General features: G+C 44.0%; 29 protein-coding genes and 3 pseudogenes. 21 read left to right on the top strand and 11 right to left on the bottom strand.

The annotated features are described in order from the left end of the window. On the top strand, positions 1–183 hold the full coding sequence (locus BGM27_RS09560; RefSeq protein ID WP_003153581.1) for a zinc-finger domain-containing protein: 183 nt from the start codon (positions 1–3) through the stop codon (positions 181–183). 26 nt (positions 184–209) lie between these two features. Here the strand turns inward: BGM27_RS09560 and BGM27_RS09565 are convergent, their stop codons facing one another. After that, positions 210–467 (bottom strand): DUF2564 family protein, encoded by a 258-nt coding sequence (locus tag BGM27_RS09565; RefSeq protein WP_007409519.1) that lies wholly within the window; start codon positions 465–467, stop codon positions 210–212. Between the two features lie 162 nt (positions 468–629). Here BGM27_RS09565 and BGM27_RS09570 point away from each other — a divergent pair, with 162 nt between their 5' ends. After that, positions 630–812 carry a hypothetical protein gene (locus BGM27_RS09570; protein ID WP_003153585.1) on the top strand — a complete coding sequence of 61 codons (183 nt, stop codon included), beginning with the start codon at positions 630–632 and terminating at the stop codon, positions 810–812. Between the two features lie 51 nt (positions 813–863). On the opposite strand, the gene cspD is transcribed toward BGM27_RS09570, so the two are convergent. From cspD to metA, 4 genes and pseudogenes are all read right to left on the bottom strand, one after another. Further along, on the bottom strand, positions 864–1,064 hold the full coding sequence (gene cspD / locus BGM27_RS09575; RefSeq protein WP_003153604.1) for a cold-shock protein CspD: 201 nt from the start codon (positions 1,062–1,064) through the stop codon (positions 864–866). A 15-nt stretch (positions 1,065–1,079) separates the two neighbouring features. Continuing rightward, positions 1,080–1,191 (bottom strand): annotated as a pseudogene (locus tag BGM27_RS09580) (hypothetical protein); the annotation flags it as partial. Positions 1,192–1,284: 93 nt separating this feature from the next. Further along, entirely contained in the window at positions 1,285–2,427 is a 1,143-nt protein-coding gene (locus BGM27_RS09585; protein ID WP_007409520.1) for a diglucosyl diacylglycerol synthase, read from the bottom strand. Positions 2,428–2,651: 224 nt separating this feature from the next. Beyond that, a complete protein-coding gene (gene metA / locus BGM27_RS09590) occupies positions 2,652–3,557 on the bottom strand; it encodes a homoserine O-acetyltransferase MetA (RefSeq protein ID WP_003153608.1) in 906 nt (301 codons plus the stop codon). A gap of 283 nt (positions 3,558–3,840) precedes the next feature. Here metA and BGM27_RS09595 point away from each other — a divergent pair, with 283 nt between their 5' ends. From BGM27_RS09595 to BGM27_RS09640, 10 genes are all read left to right on the top strand, one after another. After that, positions 3,841–4,323, top strand: coding sequence for a glutathione peroxidase (locus BGM27_RS09595; RefSeq protein WP_007409521.1), 483 nt, complete (start codon positions 3,841–3,843; stop codon positions 4,321–4,323). Positions 4,324–4,334: 11 nt separating this feature from the next. Next, on the top strand, positions 4,335–4,943 hold the full coding sequence (locus BGM27_RS09600; RefSeq protein ID WP_007409522.1) for an HD domain-containing protein: 609 nt from the start codon (positions 4,335–4,337) through the stop codon (positions 4,941–4,943). Positions 4,944–5,011: 68 nt separating this feature from the next. After that, positions 5,012–6,145, top strand: a complete 1,134-nt coding sequence (locus BGM27_RS09605; protein ID WP_007409523.1) for a conserved virulence factor C family protein — start codon at positions 5,012–5,014, stop codon at positions 6,143–6,145. Positions 6,146–6,398: 253 nt separating this feature from the next. Next, complete coding sequence (ilvD, locus tag BGM27_RS09610) at positions 6,399–8,075, top strand: dihydroxy-acid dehydratase (RefSeq protein WP_007409524.1); 1,677 nt, start codon at positions 6,399–6,401, stop codon at positions 8,073–8,075. A gap of 81 nt (positions 8,076–8,156) precedes the next feature. Then, positions 8,157–8,591, top strand: coding sequence for a BrxA/BrxB family bacilliredoxin (locus tag BGM27_RS09615; protein ID WP_003153619.1), 435 nt, complete (start codon positions 8,157–8,159; stop codon positions 8,589–8,591). A gap of 39 nt (positions 8,592–8,630) precedes the next feature. Further along, positions 8,631–9,401, top strand: coding sequence for a class I SAM-dependent methyltransferase (locus BGM27_RS09620; RefSeq protein ID WP_007409525.1), 771 nt, complete (start codon positions 8,631–8,633; stop codon positions 9,399–9,401). A gap of 262 nt (positions 9,402–9,663) precedes the next feature. Further along, entirely contained in the window at positions 9,664–10,272 is a 609-nt protein-coding gene (locus tag BGM27_RS09625; RefSeq protein WP_007409526.1) for a YpjP family protein, read from the top strand. Positions 10,273–10,371: 99 nt separating this feature from the next. Further along, a complete protein-coding gene (locus tag BGM27_RS09630; RefSeq protein WP_003153622.1) occupies positions 10,372–11,166 on the top strand; it encodes a thymidylate synthase in 795 nt (264 codons plus the stop codon). Then, positions 11,163–11,648, top strand: a complete 486-nt coding sequence (locus BGM27_RS09635) for a dihydrofolate reductase (protein WP_007409527.1) — start codon at positions 11,163–11,165, stop codon at positions 11,646–11,648. Before BGM27_RS09630 ends, BGM27_RS09635 begins: the two co-directional genes overlap by 4 nt. Before the next feature lie 21 nt (positions 11,649–11,669). Continuing rightward, complete coding sequence (locus BGM27_RS09640) at positions 11,670–12,293, top strand: lysophospholipid acyltransferase family protein (protein WP_007409528.1); 624 nt, start codon at positions 11,670–11,672, stop codon at positions 12,291–12,293. A 39-nt stretch (positions 12,294–12,332) separates the two neighbouring features. On the opposite strand, the gene trhA is transcribed toward BGM27_RS09640, so the two are convergent. Further along, positions 12,333–12,971 (bottom strand): PAQR family membrane homeostasis protein TrhA, encoded by a 639-nt coding sequence (gene trhA, locus BGM27_RS09645; protein WP_007409529.1) that lies wholly within the window; start codon positions 12,969–12,971, stop codon positions 12,333–12,335. Between the two features lie 16 nt (positions 12,972–12,987). Beyond that, entirely contained in the window at positions 12,988–13,980 is a 993-nt protein-coding gene (locus BGM27_RS09650; RefSeq protein WP_007409530.1) for a sigma-54-dependent transcriptional regulator, read from the bottom strand. A gap of 184 nt (positions 13,981–14,164) precedes the next feature. Between BGM27_RS09650 and ilvA the strand changes: the two genes are divergently transcribed. From ilvA to BGM27_RS09675, 5 genes are all read left to right on the top strand, one after another. After that, complete coding sequence (ilvA, locus tag BGM27_RS09655) at positions 14,165–15,433, top strand: threonine ammonia-lyase IlvA (RefSeq protein ID WP_007409531.1); 1,269 nt, start codon at positions 14,165–14,167, stop codon at positions 15,431–15,433. 92 nt (positions 15,434–15,525) lie between these two features. Beyond that, positions 15,526–15,777, top strand: a complete 252-nt coding sequence (locus BGM27_RS09660) for a DUF2535 family protein (RefSeq protein WP_007409532.1) — start codon at positions 15,526–15,528, stop codon at positions 15,775–15,777. Between the two features lie 98 nt (positions 15,778–15,875). Then, a complete protein-coding gene (locus tag BGM27_RS09665; protein ID WP_023842866.1) occupies positions 15,876–16,457 on the top strand; it encodes an SCO family protein in 582 nt (193 codons plus the stop codon). 77 nt (positions 16,458–16,534) lie between these two features. Continuing rightward, complete coding sequence (locus tag BGM27_RS09670; RefSeq protein WP_007409534.1) at positions 16,535–17,290, top strand: SGNH/GDSL hydrolase family protein; 756 nt, start codon at positions 16,535–16,537, stop codon at positions 17,288–17,290. A 9-nt stretch (positions 17,291–17,299) separates the two neighbouring features. Beyond that, entirely contained in the window at positions 17,300–17,863 is a 564-nt protein-coding gene (locus tag BGM27_RS09675) for a YpmS family protein (protein ID WP_007409535.1), read from the top strand. A 50-nt stretch (positions 17,864–17,913) separates the two neighbouring features. Here BGM27_RS09675 and BGM27_RS09680 read toward each other — a convergent pair whose 3' ends face one another. Continuing rightward, positions 17,914–18,339, bottom strand: a complete 426-nt coding sequence (locus BGM27_RS09680) for a MarR family transcriptional regulator (RefSeq protein ID WP_003153639.1) — start codon at positions 18,337–18,339, stop codon at positions 17,914–17,916. A gap of 128 nt (positions 18,340–18,467) precedes the next feature. Between BGM27_RS09680 and msrA the strand changes: the two genes are divergently transcribed. Next, on the top strand, positions 18,468–19,001 hold the full coding sequence (msrA, locus tag BGM27_RS09685) for a peptide-methionine (S)-S-oxide reductase MsrA (protein ID WP_003153641.1): 534 nt from the start codon (positions 18,468–18,470) through the stop codon (positions 18,999–19,001). Between the two features lies 1 nt (position 19,002). Next, a complete protein-coding gene (msrB, locus tag BGM27_RS09690) occupies positions 19,003–19,437 on the top strand; it encodes a peptide-methionine (R)-S-oxide reductase MsrB (RefSeq protein WP_007409536.1) in 435 nt (144 codons plus the stop codon). A gap of 40 nt (positions 19,438–19,477) precedes the next feature. Here msrB and BGM27_RS09695 read toward each other — a convergent pair. The 3 genes and pseudogenes from BGM27_RS09695 to BGM27_RS09705 form a co-directional block, all read right to left on the bottom strand. Beyond that, positions 19,478–20,098: pseudogene (locus BGM27_RS09695) on the bottom strand (polysaccharide biosynthesis protein); the annotation flags it as partial. Beyond that, positions 20,074–21,758 (bottom strand): annotated as a pseudogene (locus BGM27_RS09700) (recombinase family protein). The pseudogenes BGM27_RS09700 and BGM27_RS09695, both read right to left, overlap by 25 nt. Positions 21,759–21,974: 216 nt before the next feature. Further along, a complete protein-coding gene (locus BGM27_RS09705; RefSeq protein WP_007409540.1) occupies positions 21,975–22,940 on the bottom strand; it encodes a thermonuclease family protein in 966 nt (321 codons plus the stop codon). Positions 22,941–23,204: 264 nt separating this feature from the next. Here BGM27_RS09705 and BGM27_RS09710 point away from each other — a divergent pair, with 264 nt between their 5' ends. After that, positions 23,205–23,639, top strand: coding sequence for an SMI1/KNR4 family protein (locus BGM27_RS09710; RefSeq protein ID WP_096335157.1), 435 nt, complete (start codon positions 23,205–23,207; stop codon positions 23,637–23,639). A 36-nt stretch (positions 23,640–23,675) separates the two neighbouring features. Beyond that, a partial coding sequence (locus BGM27_RS20510) for a T7SS effector LXG polymorphic toxin (protein WP_254122822.1) occupies positions 23,676–23,902 on the top strand: 227 nt, incomplete at its 3' end.

Genomic DNA, 23,902 nt, shown 5'->3' on the forward strand with positions numbered 1-23,902 from the left:
TTGGATAAAAAAAGCATTTATAAAGAATTGACAGAGCTTCAGGATGAATATTGCAAAGACTGTTTCGTAAAAAAGCATTTTCGCAAAGAGTTTGGAAAAACGCACGCTCATTCTTTCTGCATCAACCAATGCACGGTGGGGGAGAAGCTGAAAGCCTACGGCAAGGTGCTGACAAATCAATAAAAAATAAAACCGCAGCTTCTGCGGTTTTATTTTTCGAATTCATCAAGCTGATGCTGGCAATCGTCGAGAAGCATTCGCTGCTTTTGCAGAAAATCCTGATCGAGAGCCTGCAGTTCACTGGATTGTGACATCGTTCTGGCATCCTGAATCGCCTGGTATGCAGATTCCACCAAAGTTGAATTTTGGCCCCGGGTAGCCGCTCCCGTTGTTTTCTGGGCCGTTTCCACCGCTAATTCAAGCTGGCGTTTATCCGTCAGTCCGTTTGGAAAAAATTCAGAGTCCATTAAAAAACACCTCCGCAAATAGTTTGGAGATTTTTTTTTAGAAATATGTACGGAAAATAGAAAAAAATATAGAAAATAAGCCGATATAACTATTGAACCTGATTAATTAGGGCTTATTTACTATTATTCAGGGTATCTTGGGAGAGAAGGGAAAAACCAGCCGTGAATGATAATGATTTAAAAACAATCCTTCAGCAGACATTTAAAGAAATATACGGTGATTTGGGAAGTTTAGCAGAAATGGCGAAAAAAGGAATGCCGTCAATGGAGAAACAAATTGAAGAAATCGAGCAGCGCTGCAAGCAGAATCTTGTCGCAATTGAGATTCAGACGGCAATCAAATAGGAGAGGCATACGCCTCTCCTCTATTTGTCATCTGATCAACATGTATTGAGTTTAGAGTTTTACAACATTAGAAGCTTGAGGTCCACGATTACCTTCGACAATTTCAAAAGAAACTTCTTGTCCTTCTTCTAATGATTTGTATCCTTCTCCTTCGATAGCAGTGAAGTGAACAAATACGTCGTCTCCGCCTTCAACTTCGATGAAGCCGAATCCTTTTTCGTTATTGAACCATTTTACTTTACCGTTTTGCATATTGCTTAATTCCTCCTAGTACTGTAGCACCTTCGTGCTAAAAAAAATTTTGTCATCATCCAACCGTACGTATGTAAACGTTGTTAAATGATGGTTCAACTATACACCATATGGGAGCGGACGTCAAGCGGCCGCTCCCTATTTTTTATCTTTATTTTTCCAGTAACAAAGCTTAACCGGAAAAAACAAAAAGCACACGAATCATTCGTGTGCTTTTCTTTTACGATAATGCCATATCCGCCTTCCCGGCCATCATTTCAGATTCTTTTATAATATCCTGCAAAATGACTTCAGAAGAGTTGGGGAGGTGAAGGCTTTTAATATTGTCCTTCATCCGGTTCAGCTTCTCCTCATCCGCAAGAAGGGAGGTGACAGACTCTAAAATTTCTTCGTGGCGGTTGACCACGACAGCCGCACCGCGATCTTCAAAGAAAATGGCATTTTCTTTTTCCTGTCCGGGAACCGGTTTGTACAAAATAACGGGTACTCCGATCGCCGTCGCTTCCGTCAGTGTGATGCCGCCCGGTTTCGTGATCATGCAGTCCGTAATACGGAACAACTCGTCAATTCTTTCTACATAGCCCAGAACTTTCAGCCGGTCGGCATTGTCACCTTCCAAGCTGCTGAGGGATTCTTTCAGCGAGCTGTTTTTGCCGCATACCACCACAACTTGCACCTGATCGTCATGAACGAGATTTTCGCACAGTTCTTTTACGTTTTTCAGCACACCATGCGCTCCCGCCATAATAAGAAGAACTTTTTTGTCGGGAGAGAGATTGTATTTTTTATAAATCGGCTCTTTTGGCATCGATTCCTCGAATTGAGGTCTGATGGGAATGCCCGTGATCTTTACGTTGTTCGGGTGAGTGCCGATTTCAATCAGTTTTTCCTTCACGTAATCTGTGGCGACATAATATTTATCAACATTTTCATGAACCCAGATTTTGTGAAGGCAGAAATCGGTCATAACGTTGAACGTCGGGATCACTTTTCCGGTTCTCCGTCTGTATTCTGGTACGACAATCATCGGAAATGTATTGATAATAATGTCCGGCTTATGCTCTTCGACGAGCTGGCCTAAACGTTTATTTCCCATTTTAAAATAAATATTGAATTTGCGTTTATTATAGATTTTGTCAACTCCGTAATAAAACAAACGATAAAACTGTTTCCCGATTGAGAAGCTTTTTAAATAAAGGTATTGAGTAACCTCTGAAACAATCGGATTTGACTCTTGATACAAATTGGAAACCGTCACATCTAAGCCGAGACGCAGACACTGTTCGTAGAGCGTTTTGGCCACTTGAACATGCCCGTTTCCGTAATTTGCAGTCAAAATTAATACTTTTTTATTGGTATTCAAGTAAATTCACCTCAATGTAATCAACAACAAGCAAGCTTCATGCATCGTAAGGAGTTATTGTCTATAGATAAACATAACACATGTGCATCATTTTATAATAAGCGCGGCAACATATTTAAACTAAATTTAATTAATATGTTCCATTATTTTAAAGTTTTGTTATACGTATACTGAATCAAGAGTATTTTATCATATTTTTGTCACCGTATCACTCAAAACAAAAATTAATCCCATTCATACGGGGTTTCCTGATATACGTAATAATTCAGCCAATTCATAAACAATAACGTTGCATGAGCTTTCCAGCGGTTAACAGGTTCTTTCCCGCCGGGCGCAAAATAGTGCTTAGGAGCTTCTACGTTTGAAAGATTTCTCTCTATGTCTCTCTCATACTCCTGAAGTAGCGTATCGGTATCATATTCCGGATGACCCGTTAAGAAAATCTGTTTTTCGTCTTTTGAAACGATTAAACAGACCCCCGCTTCCTCTGAAACGCTGAGCACATCCAGATCCGAAGCCGATTGCAGCTGCTCCGTATTAATATCTGTATGCCGTGAGTGGGGCACATAGTATAGCTCGTCAAATCCTCTTACCAATCTCTCATGTTTTTTAAGAACGGTATGCTCAAACACACCGAAGATTTTTTTCGGCAGCTCCACTTTCTCAATGCCGTAATGATAGTATAAACCGGCTTGAGCGCCCCAGCAGATATGGAGGGTTGAAGTGACATTCGTTTTGCTCCATTCCATGATTTCCTTCAATTCTTCCCAGTAAGAAACATCTTCAAACGGCAGGTGCTCAATCGGAGCCCCGGTAATAATCATTCCGTCAAACCGTTTGTGGCGGATGCTGGAAAAATCCGTATAAAATTCATCCAGATGCTGCCTTGCCGTATTTTTTGGAGTATGTGTGCTCGGAATTAAGAACGTAAAGTGAACTTGTAAAGGTGAATTCCCAAGCATCCTGAGGAGCTGGGTTTCCGTTTGGATTTTTTTCGGCATCAGATTTAAAATCACGATCTTCTGCGGCCGGATATCCTGATGAAAAGCCCGGCTTTCATCCATTACAAAGATGTGTTCACTTTCAAGCACCTGCTTAGCGGGCAGGTGATTTGGTATATTAATAGGCAACATGCCACCTCCGTTATTCCCCGTTAATTTTCTTCATTATAGAAATTTTTAAGCCATTTTTCAATCCATCCCGGCGTAATAAACCGCATTTAACGCATAATGACGGGGATAAAAGCGGCAAATAGGCATAAATTCGGAGCGGCTCTTTATTATGACGGGTAAAGAGCCGTTTGGTTCCTCGAAAAAAACGTTTTCCGTTAAGTGGAAGGAAAAAGCGGTTGCCGTTTGTTTTGCAGTGTAAAACAGGTAAAATAAATGAAGAATGTAAAAAGGAGGGCCGCAGATGACAATTTACGATATAAACGTACGGACCATAACAGGCGAAGACATGACGCTATCGGCTTACAGAGGCAAGGTGATGATCATTGTGAATACAGCAAGCAAATGCGGGTTCACATCCCAGCTCAAGCAGCTTCAGGAGCTCTATGATACATATCGGGAGGAAGGTCTTGAAATATTGGGATTTCCCTGCAACCAATTCATGAACCAAGAACCTGGAAACGAAGCGGAAATTCAAGAGTTCTGTGTGAAAAACTACGGAGTCACATTCCCGATGTTTGCGAAAGTTGATGTCAATGGAGCAGACGCTCATCCTCTTTTCACATATCTGACGGAACAGGCGAAGGGGATGCTCGGCACAAAAGCGGTCAAATGGAATTTCACTAAGTTTATCGTGGACCGAAACGGTGAAGTCACCGGGCGTTTTTCACCGAACGTCAACCCAAAAGAGCTTGAAGATACGGTGCAGAGGCTTTTGGCCCGATAAGAGGTGATACGATGAACGAAAAAGAGCAGCTGGAAAGCGTCAGGAATTGGGTCAGAGAAAAGCTTATCAATGAACGAACGGGCCATGACTGGCTTCATATTTCCCGGGTCGCAAAACTTTCTGTGTACATTGCAAAAGAAGAAGGCGCCGACTTATTTATCACTGAGACGGCCGCGCTGGTTCATGATCTGATTGACGCCAAGCTCGAAAAAAGCGAAAGGCTGACGGCAGGCGAAGTGACAGAACGGCTGGCTGCTTTCAACATTGCGGATGGCTCCATTCAGGAGATCGCGGATATTATCACGAGAATGTCATTCAGACACAGGGAACTGCTGATAAAGCGGCCGCTTTCATTGGAGGGGAAAGTTGTTCAGGATGCAGACATGCTTGATGCGATCGGCGCAGCGGGCATCGGCAGGGCTTTTATGTTTGCCGGGGCGAAGGGTCACCCGATGTACGGAACTCAAACAAGTGTGCTGGCCCATATAGAGGATAAATTAATCAAGCTTAAAGGCTTAATGAATACAAAAGCGGGGGCCGGTTTAGCAGAGGAGCGGCATCAATTTCTTTTGCAGTTCGCCGCCCGTATCCAAAAAGAGGCCGGCATTTGCAAAAGCTAAGCGGCGCAATAGAACGCTTGTGCCGACTATGTTAGAATAAGTGTCAGATTGCGCATAGGAGGACCAATATGAAGATTAAATCAATAGAACCGACGCCGAGTCCGAACACGATGAAAGTGATTTTGACTGAAGAGCTTCCGGCAGGGAAAAGCAACAATTACAAGCCCGGTCAGGCAGATGATGCTCCGGCTGTCGTACGTGATATTTTAAACATCGAAGGAGTAAAGGGCGTTTATCACGTTGCCGATTTCCTGGCTGTGGAGAGAAACGCCCGTTTTGACTGGAAGGAAATTCTGCCTCAGGTCCGTTCCGCCTTCGGAATGGAACATACGGAGCAGTCTGAGAGCCGTTCTGAACAGGAATCGTTCGGTGAAGTGAAGGTTTTCGTACAAATGTTCAGCGGAATCCCGATGCAGGTCAAATTGACGGACGGCGAACGTGAAGAGCGCTTCGGCCTTCCGGAACGTTTCCAAGAAGCCATCTTAAAGCTGCGTTCCGAAGCTTCAAATGTTGTATTTGAGCGGGCTTGGAAAGAACAAGGCGTGCGCTTCGGGGATTTTACCGAAATCGGACACGATGTCACAGAAGAGCTTCAGGCCGCCTACAGTGATGAGCGGCTCAAACGCCTGACAGAAGCAGCCGCACAGCAAAAGGGTGAGGCCAAACCTGCAGTGCAGCGGAAAGCTTATAAAGTGACTTTGGACATGCTCGATGATGAAGACTGGAAACAGCGCTATGCCCATCTTGAGCAAATGGATCCGGATGAAGACGATTTACCAGTATTGGAAAAGGCGCTGTATGATCCGAAGACTTCGATCAGAAGACAAGCCGTCGTTTATTTGGGAATGATCGAAAAGCCGTCTGTGCTTCCGCTGTTATACAAAGCGCTTGAAGACAAAACGGTGACGGTCAGAAGGACGGCGGGTGACTGTCTGTCGGATCTTGGCGATGCGAGCGCCATCCCGGCCATGACGAAATCGCTCAGTGACTCAAGCAAGCTCGTGCGCTGGCGCGCGGCCATGTTTTTATATGAGGTCGGCGATGAAAGCGCGCTGGAAGCATTAAAAGCGGCGGAAGACGATCCGGAATTCGAAGTCAGCCTGCAAGTCAAAATGGCGATTGAACGGATTGAGCACGGAGAAGAGGCGAAAGGTTCAGTCTGGAAACAGATGACTGAAAGCAGAAAAAAAGAACAGTTATAACAAAAAGGTGCGCCCATGCACCTTTTTTATTTGAATTCACTTTTTATAAAAATTATTTAGAATATTGTTGAAAAATGATTCAAAACTCTATATAGTAAGTACAATATTAATTGTTGGAGGGTTTTTATCGAAATACAGAAAGAATAGAAAAGCGAGACAGGGCAAAGACACTGTAAAATTTGCAGAACGCGCCCTAGAATAAACTGAAAATTTTAAAAATAGTGCACAGTCTAAAAACAGTAGGGGGATCACCATGGCAGAATTACGCAGCAACATGATCACACAGGGAATTGACAGAGCGCCGCACCGCAGCCTTCTTCGCGCTGCCGGCGTAAAAGAAGAGGACTTCGGTAAGCCGTTTATCGCGGTCTGTAATTCATACATCGATATCGTTCCCGGGCATGTTCACCTGCAGGAATTTGGAAAAATCGTAAAAGAAGCAATCAGGGAAGCGGGCGGTGTGCCTTTTGAATTTAACACGATCGGAGTAGATGACGGAATCGCAATGGGGCATATCGGCATGAGATATTCGCTGCCGAGCCGCGAAATCATTGCCGATTCAGTTGAAACGGTCGTCTCGGCGCACTGGTTTGACGGAATGGTCTGCATTCCGAACTGCGACAAAATTACGCCGGGAATGCTGATGGCGGCTATGCGGATTAATATTCCGACCATTTTTGTCAGCGGGGGGCCGATGGCAGCCGGCCGCACAAGCGACGGCCGCAAAATTTCGCTTTCTTCAGTATTTGAAGGCGTCGGCGCATATCAAGCCGGGAAAATCGGTGAAAGCGACCTGCAGGAGCTGGAACAGTTCGGCTGCCCGACGTGCGGATCTTGTTCGGGCATGTTTACGGCAAACTCCATGAACTGTCTGTCTGAAGCGCTCGGTCTGGCGCTTCCGGGCAACGGAACAATTCTTGCAACTTCACCGGAAAGAAGAGAGTTTGTGAGAAAATCAGCGGCCCAATTGATGGAGACCATCAAAAAAGACATTAAGCCGCGCGATATCGTCACCGAAAAAGCGATTGACAACGCATTTGCGTTAGACATGGCTCTCGGCGGCTCAACCAACACAGTGCTACATACGCTTGCGCTTGCCAATGAAGCTGGGGTTGAGTACTCTTTAGAACGCATTAACGAAGTGGCTGAACGAGTGCCTCACTTATCGAAATTGGCGCCGGCCTCGGACGTCTTCATTGAAGATCTGCACGAAGCGGGCGGAGTCTCGGCGGCCCTTAATGAATTAGCGAAAAAAGAAGGGGCGCTTCATCTTGACGCGCTGACTGTAACAGGCCGCACACTCGGAGAAACAATTGCGGGTCATGAAGTAAAGGATTATGACGTGATTCATCCGCTTGACAATCCGTTTACCGAAAAAGGCGGTTTGGCCGTCCTGTTTGGGAATCTGGCTCCGGACGGCGCCATTATCAAAACAGGCGGGGTGCAGGACGGGATTACAAGACATGAAGGCCCCGCTGTCGTCTTTGATTCCCAGGATGCCGCGCTTGAAGGCATTATAAACCGCAAAGTAAAAGAAGGAGATGTTGTCATTATCCGTTATGAAGGGCCAAAGGGCGGCCCGGGCATGCCGGAGATGCTCGCTCCGACGTCTCAGATTGTCGGAATGGGGCTTGGCCCGAAAGTGGCGCTTATTACAGACGGCCGTTTTTCAGGAGCGTCCCGGGGCCTTTCAATCGGGCACGTATCGCCTGAAGCGGCTGAAGGTGGCCCGCTCGCATTCGTAGAAAACGGCGACCATGTCATCGTTGACATAGAAAAACGGATTTTGGACGTACAAGTGCCTGAAGAAGAATGGGAAAAACGCAAGGCCGAATGGAAAGGCTTCGAGCCGAAAGTAAAAACAGGATATCTGGCCCGGTATTCCAAACTCGTAACAAGCGCCAATACGGGCGGAATCATGAAAATATAAAACAGAGGCCTGAACAATTGAATTCCGGCCCCCTCTATAGTATCCTTGACTTCATATAAGGATTTTAGAGGGGGCTTTTTTATGTCAATGGCTTATGAAGAATATATGCGCCAGCTGGTCGTGCCGATGCGCCGTGAGCTGACGGGTGCGGGTTTTCAGGAATTAACGACTGCTGAAGAAGTAGAAAGCTTTATGGAACAGGCAGAGGGCACGACATTGGTCGTTGTCAACTCCGTGTGCGGCTGTGCAGCCGGTCTTGCCCGTCCGGCTGCGACTCAGGCTGTTTTACAGCATGAAAAAGCGCCTGATCATACGGTTACCGTATTTGCCGGTCAAGATAAAGACGCAACTGCAAAAATGCGTGAATACTTTACAGGGCAGGAACCTTCCTCGCCATCAATGGCGCTGTTAAAAGGGAAAGAGGTCGTTCATTTTATTCCCCGTCACGAAATCGAAGGGCATGACATGGAGGAAATTATGAAAAATCTGACGGATGCCTTCGATGCGCACTGCTGAAATGCCCGAATTCCGGGCATTTTCTTTTTGGAGAAAAAGATGATCACAACGAGTTACCGACCAAGCGAATATACGATACACACAGCGCAGTCACTCAGTGTCAGGCTGGGTGACACTTACTGCAGCCGCAATAAACAGCCCATTGAAAAAATGCTGGAACGAGCGGCTAGCGATCTTTTAGTCATCGGAAAGGAACGGTTCGAACTTTACACGAAGCAAGGGGAGAAGTTCTTTTTTCACCCGAATACAGCGATGTTCCGCGCAAAGCGGTTTTTGAGAGGGGAAGCCGAGCCGTTGTTAAAAGCAGCCGGATTACGCGAAGGGGATTCCTTTTTAGATTGTACGCTCGGGCTGGCATCCGATGCGATTTTGGCAAGCCTGGCAGTCGGAAAAAGCGGACAAGTCATCGGCCTGGAGAAAAACAAGCTTGTCTCATTGCTTGTTGAAACAGGACTTCAAACGTGGGAAACCGGAATGGAGCAGCTCCAAACCGCCATGAAACGCATTCAGGTCAAACATGCCGACTGCGCCGATTATTTGCGGGAGCTTCCTGATTCATCGGTAGATGTCATTTATTTTGACCCGATGTTTCACGAACCTGTTGAAACGTCAGACGGCATTGCACCACTCCGCGCGCTGGCAGAAGAGGGTTTTAACGAAGAGTGCATCACGCAAGCCGTCCGGGCGGCGAAAAAATGCGTAGTGCTTAAAGACCATTGGAAAAGCCCGCGGTTTGAACGATACGGCTTCAAGGTGCTGAAAAGAAAGACGGCGCTTTTCCACTTTGGTGTCATCCATGTGAGCTCATGATATCTTGGGCTTCTTTTTCGTTAATCAGTGATTTCCATAACGACAAAATAAAGCAGCGTGAGAAGTGATACAGTCGCAAATAAAGCGTTAATCATCTCATCCCCTCCTTTTTCTCCTTCTTATTGTAAGCGGTTTATCCGCTCGGTCACAGTTACCAATTTCCCATATTGCATGATAATACGCTGCCGGACATGACGCCGCGCTTTCATCTATGCTAAAATAAAGGAAAAGAGGACAATAAAACAGAGGGGAACAATCTGTCATGAAATTGTGGATGAAAAAGACCCTTGTGGTTCTGTTTACCATTGTAACGTTCGGACTCGTGTCTCCTCCGGCTGCTTTGATGACAGACAAGCCTTCAGGACAGTCGAGCAGTCTTGAGCAGAATGATTACACCGCTTTTTATGATGAACACGCTCTGCCGGGAGAAGAGAAGGCAGGGCGGGAGCCTGAATTACTGTTTCAATCGTATCAGCAGCAGCTTCTCGGTGATGCTGAAAATCAATCATTTTTAAAATTCGGCAGCAAAATCTCTCCGGTCATTGAAGATGATTACAGAAGTGAAATTCTGCCGAAAATCGAAGATGTGATCACAGGACATTTAGCCAAGTTTCAAGATGATGAAGCGTATCAGGATGTGGTTATTTCCAGCAAACCGTCGGCCGGAAAAACTGAAAAAATTTTTCATGTGTATAACAGGCTGACGGGTGAAGATCTTTTAAGGTTCCACGTCCGCCGGGATCATCCTCCGCAAGACGGCTACTGGTTTAATTTTCATTACCATACCGCTGAAGACGGATTTCAATCACATCATGAGCTCGGCAGCATTTACTGGGACCGCAATACGCCGCCTGACTGGATGAGCGTGTAATAGCGAGAAGAAATAAAAAAATCATTTCTGAGAAATTTTGCAGAAATGATTTTTTATTGTGTTACACTACTAAAAGACTACTTTAAAAGGATGAAAAAAATGAAACAATATAAAGATTTGTGCCGTCATGTGTTAGAAAACGGAGAAAAAAAAGGAGACCGTACGGGAACGGGTACGATCAGCACGTTCGGCTACCAAATGCGGTTTAACCTTCAGGAAGGTTTCCCGATGCTTACGACGAAAAAGCTCCATTTTAAATCCATCGCGCATGAGCTGCTTTGGTTTTTAAAAGGAGATACGAATGTCCGCTACCTTCAGGAAAACGGAGTCCGCATCTGGAACGAATGGGCGGATGAAAACGGAGAGCTCGGACCGGTTTACGGTTCTCAATGGCGTTCATGGCGCGGAGCGGACGGCGAGACCATCGATCAAATCTCCCGGCTGATTCATGACATCAAGACAAACCCGAATTCCAGACGTTTAATCGTCAGCGCCTGGAATGTCGGCGAAATTGATCATATGGCGCTTCCGCCTTGCCACTGCCTGTTTCAGTTTTATGTCGCGGACGGAAAACTGTCGTGTCAGCTTTATCAGCGCTCAGCGGATGTCTTTCTCGGCGTGCCGTTTAATATTGCGTCTTATGCGCTTTTAACAATGATGATCGCGCATGTGACGGGGCTTGAACCGGGTGAGTTTGTTCATACATTCGGAGACGTCCACATTTACCAAAACCATGTGGAGCAGGTGAATTTGCAGCTGACAAGGGATGTCCGTCCGCTGCCGAAACTGCGGTTTGCGCGAAATGTTGATTCTATTTTTGATTTTACGTTTGAAGACTTTATCATTGAGGATTATGACCCGCATCCGCACATAAAAGGAGCTGTCAGCGTATGATTTCGTTTATTTTTGCGATGGATGAAAACCGGCTGATCGGAAAAGATAACGATCTGCCTTGGCACCTTCCCGATGATCTCGCATATTTCAAAAAAGTGACGACGGGCCACACCATTGTAATGGGGCGGAAAACGTTTGAATCAATCGGACGCCCGCTTCCGAACCGGCGTAACATCGTTGTAACCTCACGGGACGAATCTTTATTCCCGGGCTGTATTACCGCCGACTCGGCTGAGGAAGTGCTCAAGCTGATCCCGGCAGATGAAGAATGCTTTGTGATCGGCGGCGCCCAGCTGTACAGTGCGCTCTTTCCTTATGCGGACAGACTCTACATGACAAAAATTCACCATGTCTTTGAAGGAGACCGTTTTTTTCCGGAATTTAATGAAGCTGAATGGGAATTGACATCCCGCAAACAGGGAGTAAAAGATGAAAAAAACCCTTACGATTATGAGTACCTTGTATACGAGAAAAAGAATTGAGTTTAAGCAGGGGGACAAGAATTGATTCGTTACGGCTGCCTTGTGATGTACGTTGTATTTATGTTCATGAAAAATATTCAGGAATATATCAATCAAAAAGAGCTTGACCCGCGGCTTTCTTTTCAAAAACAGATGAGGCTGGTGTATGAGCGGCCGAAAGCCTTTATGAGAGGCTGCATTGACGTGTCGGGATCGGCAATCGGCATTCATCATGATCAGCCGATACCGGACGGCCCCGTATTGTATGTGCATCCCAGATTGCGCCCGGCTGATCTTCTGCTGCTTGCGGGACATCTTGAAGAGCCGGCTGGTTTTATCGCTGGCGAGAAAGCTTTCCGGATGCCGTTTCTCGGAAATTGGCTGCGGCTGATGGGTGTCATTTGTGGCGGAGACAGCCGGGATGCAGTGCTTCATGAGGCGGAAGTCCGTCTGCAAAAAGGGCAAAGTCTGATTCTGTCCGAAGACGGCAAAATCAATCCGGAGGAACTGGCCCTTCGTTTCGACCTCCCGATTGTGCCTGTCAGCACTTCGGGAACAGACCGGCTGCTGCGGGGCAGATTACTGAAACGGCTGAAACCGGCTGACATTGAATTACATATAAAGCCCGCTTATTTTCCGGCCGATCAGAAACGGCTCCGTGCATAAAAAAAGCACAGTCTCTATAGAGAGGCTGTGCTTTTTATTTCAGATAAAGGGGACTTTGACGCAATAAAATAAAATACAGAAAAACATCGAGGCGCTGCCGCCTAAAACAAAACTGTGCCAAATGGCGTGATGATACGGAACCTTTCTCCAAATATAAAATATTGTGCCGGCGGAATACAATAAACCGCCGAAAAGAAGAAGGCCGAAACCGGGGCCTGACAGCGAAGCGTACAGCGGTTTAATGGCGACGATGATCAGCCAGCCCATCATTAAATAGACAAGCGTTGAAAAAATGATAAACCGCTTCACGAAAAAGATTTTAAACACGATGCCTCCGATGGCAAGCGACCAAACAATAATTAAAAGGGTCAGACCGAGCGCCCCTTTAAGGGGTCCTAATAAAAATGGCGTATATGTTCCGGCTATTAATACGTATATCGCGGAATGATCCACAATCTCAAGAATGTCTTTCGTTTTTTTATGCTGAATGCTGTGCAAAAGAGTCGAGCTGAGATACAGCAGCAGCATTGAAGCGCCGAAGATTGAAAAGCTGACGATGTCTGTCGGCGAGCCGTATTTCACCGCGAAGATAATGAGAAAAATAAGCGCCGGAATCGACAGCAATACACCGATTCCGTGTGTGACGGCATTTGCGATTTCTTCTTTTATTGTGAACAATCAAATGTCCTCCTTTTTAAAGGATTTGTTTTTGCAGTGACTGCAAAAAGCTCAACCCTTCTAATGTAATTTTTGTTCCAGCGCGTCCTCGGCCTTTTGTCACATAGTTCATCTTTTCTAAGTAATCAAGCCTGTTTCTGACCTGCTGGGGCGATAATGTCATTGTGCTGTTTTCGCTTAATTCGGATATGCTCCGTCTGCTGGCGGGTTCGCCTTTTGTATTTAAGTCTTTAATTGATTCCAAAATAAACAAAAACTCTTCTTTCTCCATCAATGTCAGCCGTTTTTCTTTTTTCTTAGCTGTTTTCGCTTTCTGGCTGTTTTTGATATACAGCGGGACATCATCGGGATAAATCGTGCTGCCGGATGCTGCCGCGGCCATATAGTACGCCGCATTTTGAAGTTCTCTGATGTTGCCGTTAAAGGTGTGCCGCTCAAACAGCGGATAAACGGACGGATCGATATGAACATGCTGCCCCGTGGCTGTCAGCATATGCTGCAGAAGAAGCGGTATATCGCTTTTTCGTTCAGATAAAGCAGGGAGCGGAAGGCATAACACGTGAAGCCTGTAAAATAAATCTTGGCTGAACGTATTTTCTGCGTCGGTATCACCAAGATCCGCCGTGCTGCTTGCAATGATGCGGGCGGAAAGCCCGGCATCCAGCTCGGAAAGAAGGCGGGCCTGTACCGAGAGCGGCATGTCTCCGATTTCATATAAGAATAATGTTCCGCGGCGGGCCCTGTTTAATGCGCCTTCAGCGCCGAACAGTTCATATTCGAGCCGCTCTTCGCTTTGGCTGCAGTGAACGGTAATAAATAGTTCGCTGTTTCTGCGGGATTTATGATGGATCGCTCTGGCCATTTGTTTTTTTCCGGTTCCGACTTCACCCGTTATGAAGACTGGCAAATCAGATAAGGCAAATTGCGAGGCCAATCGTTTCGCTTCTGAAAAGGTGTGATGTTCGCCGGCTAGCTGATAAAAAGGATCAGTTTGTTCAATTACACTCATGAATTGGCTCCTTTTGGTTCTAATTGGTTTAAGTATAACACGTTTGTGCGATCGAAAATATCTTTTTCTCTTGTATCGGTTCATTTAATTTTATTTACAAAATTAAAATAATTGTCTTATTATTTGAATATTCATGTTATAATGGCATATTAAATAGGGATTTAAATAAGAAAGGACTCTGTAAATGAAACCGTTGCTTAAAGAAGACTCTCTCATCCAGGTAAAAGACATTTTAAAAGCGCACCAAAATGTAAAGGACGTTGTGATACATACGCCTTTGCAGAGGAATGACAGACTTTCTGAGAGGTATGGCTGCAACATCTATTTGAAAAGGGAAGACCTGCAGGTGGTCAGATCATTTAAGCTCAGAGGGGCTTATAATAAAATGAGGCAGCTCTCAAAAGAGCAGACTGAAAACGGAATTGTATGCGCAAGTGCGGGAAACCATGCGCAGGGGGTTGCGTTTTCATGCAAACACCTCGGCATTCACGGCAAGATTTTTATGCCGTCAACCACACCGAGACAGAAAGTATCCCAAGTGGAACTGTTCGGAAAAGAATTTGTTGAAATCATATTGACGGGTGACACTTTCGATGATGCGTATAAGAGTTCTGCGGAATGCTGTGAAAAAGAAAACCGCACGTTTATTCATCCGTTTGACGATCCCGATGTCATGGCCGGACAGGGAACGGCTGCCATCGAAATTTTAAATGACATTGACGTTGAACCGCATTTTCTTTTTGCAAGCGTAGGGGGAGGAGGACTCCTGTCCGGGCTCGGCACGTACATGAAAAACATATCGCCGGATACAAAAATCATAGCGGTAGAGCCGAAGGGCGCAGCCTCCTATTTTGAATCGAAAAAAGCCGGACAAGTGGTTGAACTTGAGAAAATTGATAAATTTGTCGATGGGGCGGCCGTAAAAAAAATCGGCGCCGAAACCTTTCAAACGCTCGAAACCGTCGTCGATGACGTTGTGCTTGTCCCGGAAGGAAAAGTGTGCAGCACGATTCTCGAATTATATAATCAATGCGCCATCGTAGCGGAGCCGGCGGGGGCATTGTCCGTGTCAGCACTTGATTTGTATAAGGAAGAGATTAGAGGGAGAAATGTCATCTGCATGGTCAGCGGAGGGAATAACGACATCGGCAGAATGCAGGAGATGAAGGAGCGCTCCATGATTTATGAGGGGCTGCAGCATTATTTTATCGTTAATTTCCCGCAAAGGGCGGGAGCGCTTCGCGAATACCTAGATGAAGTGCTTGGGCCTGATGATGACATCACCCGGTTTGAATACACGAAAAAAAATAACAAAAGCAGCGGCCCCGCATTGGTCGGCATTGAGCTTAAGCATCGGGAAGATTACGGCGCGCTCATTGCCCGGATGAATCAAAAAGGATTTCATTACGTAGAGGTGAATAAAGATCAGGATCTGTTTCACCTGTTAATCTGACTTTTTTTAGAACGGCCGCGCAAAATGACAGACACGCTTTCTCAGATTGTATATAATAAAAAGAAAACAATCGAAAAAGAAGGATTGATATCTTGTTACTCAAAAGCCTAGAGTTCAAACGACAGGACGGGATTCAGGTAAAAGTGACAGAAATACCGGTTGTCACGGAAGGTGAACATTATTTTTTTCAAATTCATCAGCACCTTGAGCTTTATTTGAGAGAGGTTTTTGCTTCACAAAGTGTGAGAACAGTGTATTCATTCCGACAATATGTCAAGCGCCGTATGAAGTGGAAAGATTACGAGGCCGTTTTCAACCAAGAGATTTTAAAACATAACGCATAACGGTGCATATTCCTTAGCGCCTTCCTTTTGATAAGGGAGGGTGCGGGAATTTTTTTATGATGAATGCTGTAAGCGTTTTATCCATGGGGGGAATGGAAATGAAAAAAATGAAAATCTTCGCTGCCGTCTTTTGTTTGCTGCTCTTGTGCGCCTGCGGGGGGAAAACGATAAAAGACCCGCTGAACTATCAGATTGAACCGTTTTCATATCAAAACCAAGATGGAAAAACAGTGTCACTGAAAAGCCTGAAGGGGCATGTCTGGATTGCCGACTTTATGTTTACAAATTGTAATACGGTCTGTCCGCCGATGACGGCCCACATGACCGAACTGCAAAAAAAACTGAAGGCTGAGAATCTGGACGTGCGGATTGTGTCGTTCAGTGTAGATCCTGAAAAGGATACGCCGAAACAGCTGAAAGCCTTTGCTTCCAAATATCCGCTTTCGCTTCGCAACTGGGATTTTCTGACCGGTTACAGCCAAAAGGACATTGAAGATTTTGCGCTGAACAGCTTTAAAGCAATCGTCAAAAAGCCGGAGGGAGAGGACCAGGTCATACATAAAACCTCTTTTTATTTAGTCGGACCTGACGGGACGGTGCTTAAAGATTATGACGGCGTGCAGAAGGTTCCGTATGATGACATCCTCTCAGATGTCAGAGCGGCTGAGGAGCTCAAGTAAACTGGCAGATTAGACATTTTCAAATCTGAAAAAACATGTTACACTTTCCACTAGTAGACGGGGAAGGAGCAACCAGATTGAAGCTGCGAATGTTCTCATTGATCGCCGGACTGGCTTTGCTTTTATCAGCTTGTTCTGTCCAGCGCACCGGTTCTGACACTGAAGAACCGAAAACGAAAGATCATATTGTCATAGCTGCGGTCGGTGATTCATTGACTGAAGGAGTAGGAGATCCTGACGGTTCAGGATACGTCGGCAGGGCAGCGGAGTCTCTTAAGAAAAAGGGACATGTGAAAACGGTTGATATTAAAAATTATGCGGTGCAGGGTGACAAAACGTCTGACCTGCTGGAAAAGCTTGATAATAAAAAAGTTCAGAAATCATTAAAGAGCGCCGACTATATCTTTTTTACCATCGGCGGCAATGACTTAATGAAGGTGCTCCGCCAGAATATGATGCAGCTGACGGTTCAGCCGTTCCAAAAGGAAGAGAAACCTTTTGAAAAACGATTCAAGGCGATCGTTTCAAAAATCCGCAAATATAATGAAAACGCAGAGCTGGTGTATGTCAGCATGTATAATCCATTCACGTTTACGCTGCCTGAATTAAAAGAAATTAATGGGGTTGTAACGGATTGGAACAAGATCGCCGCAAAAGAGCTGGAAAAAGATCCTCACGCCGCCGCGGTGAATGTTGAAGACTTGTTCAGTCAAAAAAGCGGCAGCAGACGGATTTCAAAGGATGATGATTTTCATCCGAACGCAAAAGGGTATGCACTTATCGCCGATCGATTGTACGGCATCATTGAAAAACAAGGGTTACCAGCAGAATAGGGTGAAATGATGAAAAAGTGGAAATCGCTGTTTTTTGTTCTTCTCGCACTCAATGTGATTGCCGCCGCGGTAATTGTGACATTATTGGTTATGCCGGGAGAGCAGGCGAAAATACAAGATCAGACAAAAAGTGAGTACGGCTTTCATATCACGAGCTCGAAAGAATCTCTTGCCAGGTTTGTGAATGCGTACTTAAAAGAGAAGGCATCGAATCAGCTTGACTACAAAGTGGACATCAATAACGATGTGCACGTGGCAGGTAAAATCAAAGCATTCTCAACCTCCATTAACGCGGTCGTCACATTTGAACCGTCCGTACAGGAGAACGGAGATGTGATGTTGAAAGTGACGAAGTTTTCCTTAGGCGAATTAAGCCTGCCGATCAGCTTTGTGCTGAATTATATGGACAGCTTTTATGAACTCCCGTCATTTGTGCACGTTCATTCCGGGGATAAAAGCATCGAGATCCGTCTGTCGGAAATGCCTTTAGACAACGGCATGTATGTAAAAGCGGATAAAATCAATCTCGACACGGATGAAATTGAATTTTCCTATTATCATCCGAAACAATAAGTTTTCATAAAAAAAACACAGATCCTTTCAGGGATTTGTGTTTTTTCGTGTCAGCGTTTTTTGTCCAGCTTGCTGAACAGTTTGATTAACGTTGCGAGCTCTTCATCAGAGTAGCAGTCAAACCGTTTAAAAAAGTATTCTGTTTTTTTCTGGTTGAAATGATCGACAATTTTCTCCCCGGCTTCCGTAATATGGATTCTGATAATTCGCCTGTCCTCTTTGGAACGGATGCGGGTGATCCATTCCTTTTCTACTAAAGCGTCGGTCACTGCGGTAATATGGCTTGCGGAGACCTCAAGAATGGGGGCGAATTCCGTTACTTTTTTAGGCCCTTGTTCACTGAGAATCCGCAAAATGGTGAATTCGTTCCTGGACAGCTCTTTATCTAGAATTTCATTAACTTCATTTCTGATTTGTTTAAACACTTTTCGAAGCAAAGCTTCCATATCATACATCATTTGTGTCCTTACTTTCAAATCATGAACCTCCAATATGTAGTCAGCGTGGCATTCGTTCAGCTTCCCCTGAAAGCAGAATTATTTTTATTCTGTTTATACATGCTATAATATAATAATACCACGTATGAACAAAGGAGGGCACCCGTATGTCAGAAAAAAAAGAAATCGCCACATTTGCAGGCGGCTGTTTTTGGTGCATGGTGAAGCCGTTTGACGAACAGCCCGGGATTGAAAAGGTGGTGTCCGGCTATACAGGAGGTCATACTGAGAATCCGACTTACGAAGAAGTGTGCAGTGAAACGACCGGACACAGAGAAGCCGTTCAAATCACATTTCAACCTGACATTTATCCGTATGAAAAGCTTGTCGAGCTGTTTTGGCAGCAGATCGACCCGACTGATGCAGGCGGCCAGTTTGCAGACCGCGGAAGTTCATATCGGGCGGCGATATATTACCATAATGATGAACAAAAACAAATCGCTGAAGCCTCAAAAAAACAGCTTGAAGAAAGCGGCATATTTAAAAAGCCGATCGTGACAGACATCTTGAAGGCTGAGCCTTTTTATGAAGCGGAAGGCTATCATCAGCACTTTTATAAGAAAAATCCTGATCACTACGGGCGCTACCGTGTAGGTTCCGGACGTCAAGGCTTTCTGGATGAGCATTGGAGGGACAGATAAGATGGCTTTTAATAAAGAAGAAAAAATCAAATCATTAAACCGCATGCAATATGAAGTCACACAAAATAACGGAACGGAGCCGCCGTTTCAAAATGAATTCTGGGATCACAAAGAAGAGGGGCTGTATGTTGATATCGTATCGGGAAAGCCCTTGTTTACTTCTCTGGATAAATTCGATTCTCATTGCGGCTGGCCCAGTTTTACAAAACCGATTGAGGAAGAAGAGGTTGACGAAAAACTGGACACAAGCCACGGGATGATCCGGACGGAAGTGAGAAGCAAAACAGCTGATTCCCACTTAGGCCACGTATTTAATGACGGTCCGGGGCCAAGCGGTCTCCGTTATTGCATTAACTCTGCGGCACTCCGGTTTATTCCGAAAGACAAGCTGAAGGAAGAGGGCTATGAAGCCTGTCTGCATTTATTTGAAAAATAGAGCTCAGCAATGAGGCCTGCCTATCAGACAGGCCTTTTTTCTATGTTTTTTTTTCTTCATGTAATCGTTCAATAATCTTTACGATTGTGTCTTTTGTGATGAGCGGCGCCTGATCGGATTGATATCTGGGGAGATTGACCTTCCGAAATTCCGGATGTTTGGCGGGTTCCGGCAATATTGCGTAAAGATTGCCCCATTCATATAAAGATTCCGTCTCATGAGGAGAGGTCAGTTCTTCATGAAGCTTCTCACCGGGACGTTTTCCCACTTCAACAGCGGCGGGGCGCGGCAGTCCGTGCCGGAACGCATATTCTTCAAATCCGTGAAGCAGTTCTTCAAGCCTCAGGGACTCCATTTTAAAAATAAATGTTTCTCCGCCCTTTGTGATCGCCGCAGATTGCAGGGTGAGCGTTGCGGCATCATCAATCGACATAAAAAACCTCGTCATGTTTTTATCCGTAATGGTGAGCGGGCCGCCTGCCATCAACTGCTCAAATAAAATAGGAATAACAGAACCGCGTGAACCGAGCACATTGCCGAAGCGGACCGAACAAAATACCGTACCGCGGTTTTGAACATGATGATTTGCCTGATGAAACAGCTTTTCGGACAACAGCTTCGTAGCTCCCATTGTGTTTACCGGGGAAACGGCTTTATCGGTTTTTTAAGATATTTACTGTATTTTGAGGGACTATCAGTGACGGTGAGGTCGATAACGAAAAATTAAACCTTAGGATAGGGGTAATTTCAAACTGAGCCGGAATTGGCCCTTTTCTTTTTTGTGTCATCGTAACGATAACTTCTTTGAAGACCATTCTTAATAGCGCGTTCTTTTTCTCTGTGCTTGATTCAATGTGATATTGATCAATTATCCTATTTATGTTGTTTCTGACTGTATTACTGTCTATTTCTGATTGCGCTTCTTGAGTTCCATTGAGCTCATGCTTGGCAATCTGGAGTTCTTTAAATTCTTCATCTAAAACAGCTTTTCTTTTCAAAAAAAGTTCATCAGTGTAAATGCCGCTCTCATATTTCTCGAAGATAAAATTCTCTTTGTTTTTTAACTCTTGTTCTTTTTGTGAAAGATGTTCAGACATTTGCTTTTTTGTTTTCACATTACTATTTACGTCTTCGTATTTAGAAATCATTGAAGTGATATGTTTTGTTAAAGTCTTATTATCTAAGTTGCTTAAAGAAGAGAGGTAATCCAAAATGGCATATTCAACATCGTTATATCTTACATAAGTGCATTTATTCTTTTTGCAAGTGAGTGATTTAACGTGATACACACTTTTCGTGCCGTTTTTGTTTTCTCGCGTTCTCCTAGTTTCGTATTTAGATAATGGTTCACCGCACTTAGAACAAGTGCATACGCCTGCCAATTCACTTAATTCCAATGCATTTTTATTAGGCAGCAGGGGGACTTTGTTTGCAATTTTCTCTTGTGATTGTTGAAATTGTTCTTGATCTATTATAGGAGCATGTGCATCCGATACTACAATTTGTTCCTTTTCAGGTCTAATTGTTCGTTTACCGTCTTTTGTTTTTTCTCTAACCTTATATTTAACAGTTCCGATATACGCTTCGTTTTGCAGAATTGCTTTAATTGTGTATTGATTCCAGCGCTTTTTTCCTGATGGAGTCGGTATTTGTAATTTTGTTAAGTGAGAAGCAATCGCTGTATAACTATAATCTTTTCCATTCAACCCATTTAAAAAGATGTTAAAGATGAATTGAACGACTTTTGCTTTTTCTTCGACTGGGACTAGTTTGGATGTTTTTTTGTTTAACCGGTATCCATAAGGCGCTAGTCCGGAAATCCATTTCCCTTGTGCCGCATATGTGTATTTAGCGCCTGTCATACGCTCTCTGGTCATTTCAAATTCTTCTCTGGCCATAAACAATTCAAAACGAATCTGACGCATGTCTGCAGGGTTTCGAGGGTCATAAACTTTATATGGTGTAATGATAATCAATCGCTTGCTTTGAAGAAGGTTAACAATTTGTCCCGCATCACTGTAGCTCCCGCGGCTGAGTCTTGTTATTTCTTTAACAGCAATTGCCTGGTACTTGCCTTCCTCGAGGTCTTTAAGACATTCTTTAAAAACAGGGCGGCCCTCAATGCTTTCTCCTGACCCGATTTCCATTTTTAATTCATAGGGGATTTCAATCGACTTCAGTATTTTATTCATGAGTTCTTTTTGTTCTGTTAGCGTATCTTCGCCTGTTCTTTTTTCTCGCTCCATATCCTGACGAGAGCGTCTAAGATAACCCAAAATATTTGTAATGTTGTAAGAGTGAACGATGTTTTTTAACTCCAAAAAATCAGCACCTCCTCTTTATTGTATTTGCTGTAAAAAGAGAAGTATTCGTACAATATTCTGTCTGACATTGAATACGAAAATAACGTAATAAATATTGTAGGGGCTGTATTCTTTAAGTGTTGGGCTAAAGAGCTCGCTCATACGCTCTATGTTTTTTGTTAGCCTGAGAAAATACCCAAATAAAAAAAGAAGCCTCAGAGGACTTCAAAATAATTAATTCTTCTCACATGCAAAGTTGTCATTATCCCGATCCATCTTAGATGTATAAGCAGGGTGAGTGCTTGGTACTCCATGCGGATATTTCTTTCTCAGCTCTGTGCAGTTTGCAAAGTGTTCTGTTCCTCCAGCAGAAGGGGAGGCTTGTGCAGAGTTAGAAGAGCTGCTTGATGCTGAACCGCTTGAGTTCGATTTATGTGTCTCGGATTGGTGTGTTGTAACTGACTTTTGAGCCGGCTTAGATACACTTACTGATTTCTTCGGTTTCGTTACGCAGCCATTAAATCCTTTATCAGTCGCATATCCATTCTTACTCCAAATCTTCAAGTCTTTATCTTTCGCAGCTTGCTCATCTTTCTTATACGTGTCTAAATACTTCGTGTTTGGCTCATATACATAAGCTACTCGTGCTAATCCTTCTTTAAGCAGTGTTTCTTGTACTGATTTGCCATCTGCATAAACGTAAGCCAGCATTCTGCCATACTTGTCTGTACGATCTCCTTTATCAAACTCCAATTGAAGTTTTCCCTTGTTAACCAGCTGTTTGTTTCTTGCTGAAGCATCCTCACCATATGGTTGTACGCAAGAGTTTGGGTTCTTAGTTTTAGGCGTGTCAACAAGTAAATAACGAACAGTTTTGACTTCGCCTTTATAGTTAACTTTAATCGTATCCCCATCAACTGTTCTGTTAAGTGTTACATCGACCAGCTTTTTCTTTTTGTCAGACGCCTTTTTATCCGACGAATCCTTCTTTGAAGCATTTTCGGCTTTTTCATTTTTGTCATTAGTACTTTTGTCATTTGATTGAGTGTCTGCCTTTGTCTCTTTTGCATCCTTTTCTTCTTGCTCTGTTGTTTTAGCTTGATCTGAATCTGTTTTATCTGTAGAAGCAGAATCAGATCCACACGCAGCCAAAGAAAAGCTTAGAGATAATGCGCCAATACCTAACAGCCATTTCTTCAATGTAATTCCCCCAATTTGTTTGTTCTGTCTCTATATCGGACAAACCTTCCTAATTATAAGTATAAAACCAAAGATTGTAAATTTCATTTTGGCATTTTAAGACACTCAAATACAGTTGTGTGGTAAAATTTAGTGACTCAAACACCTTAGAGGAGGGAAATTTAATTGGAAGAAGGAAAGTTAATTCGCATGACTCTTGATGGGATAAAGGAAGCTGTTTCTAAATACGGAACTTTTCCTATGCTCCAACATGGAGGGCATGTCATGGAAGATGCTGCTTTTCAATTCAGAGACCCAGCCAGTCCTCAAGAAATTAATAGTTTAGAAAAGATGTTAGGGGTAACTTTGCCTAATGATTATAAAGAGTTCCTATTCAATCACAATGGAATGGAAATGTTTAATGGTATTGAGCTTCTTAGTACAGAAGGGATAATTGAATTTAATGAAGTTCAAGACTTCCCTAAGGGATATGTCCTAATTGGGTATCATTATGATGGCAGGTATGTTATTGATGTAAACAAATCAAATAAAGGGTTGGGGTATATGTTGCATCTGGATTCAATTGATAATATTGAAGATGCGGTATATTTAGACTCTAACTTTGAGATATGGTTTGACATGTTGGTGTCATCAAACGGAACTAAGTACTGGGAAGTAAAGCCAAAAATTAAAGAGTATTATAAATATGTTTCAGAATAGAAAGTTTAGATAAGATCAAGTGGAAAGGAGCCGTAAATGAAAGTATTTGAAGTAGCCTCGTTCATTTCAGCCGCAGAAAAGCGGGCAAAACAATACGATCAGATTAGAGAACAATTTATCAATCTCAGAAAAGCATTTCAGGGAATGGCTGATTTAGATGACAGTGAGTTTTCAGGCAAAGGCGCCGACAACATTAAAGCATTCTTTCAAGATCACGCCGGTGTCACAGACAGCTGGCTTGATCTGATCGATATGAAGATTGC

It is taken from the genome of Bacillus sp. FJAT-27001 (genome assembly GCF_019039175.1).
Lineage (GTDB): Bacteria > Bacillota > Bacilli > Bacillales > Bacillaceae > Bacillus > Bacillus velezensis.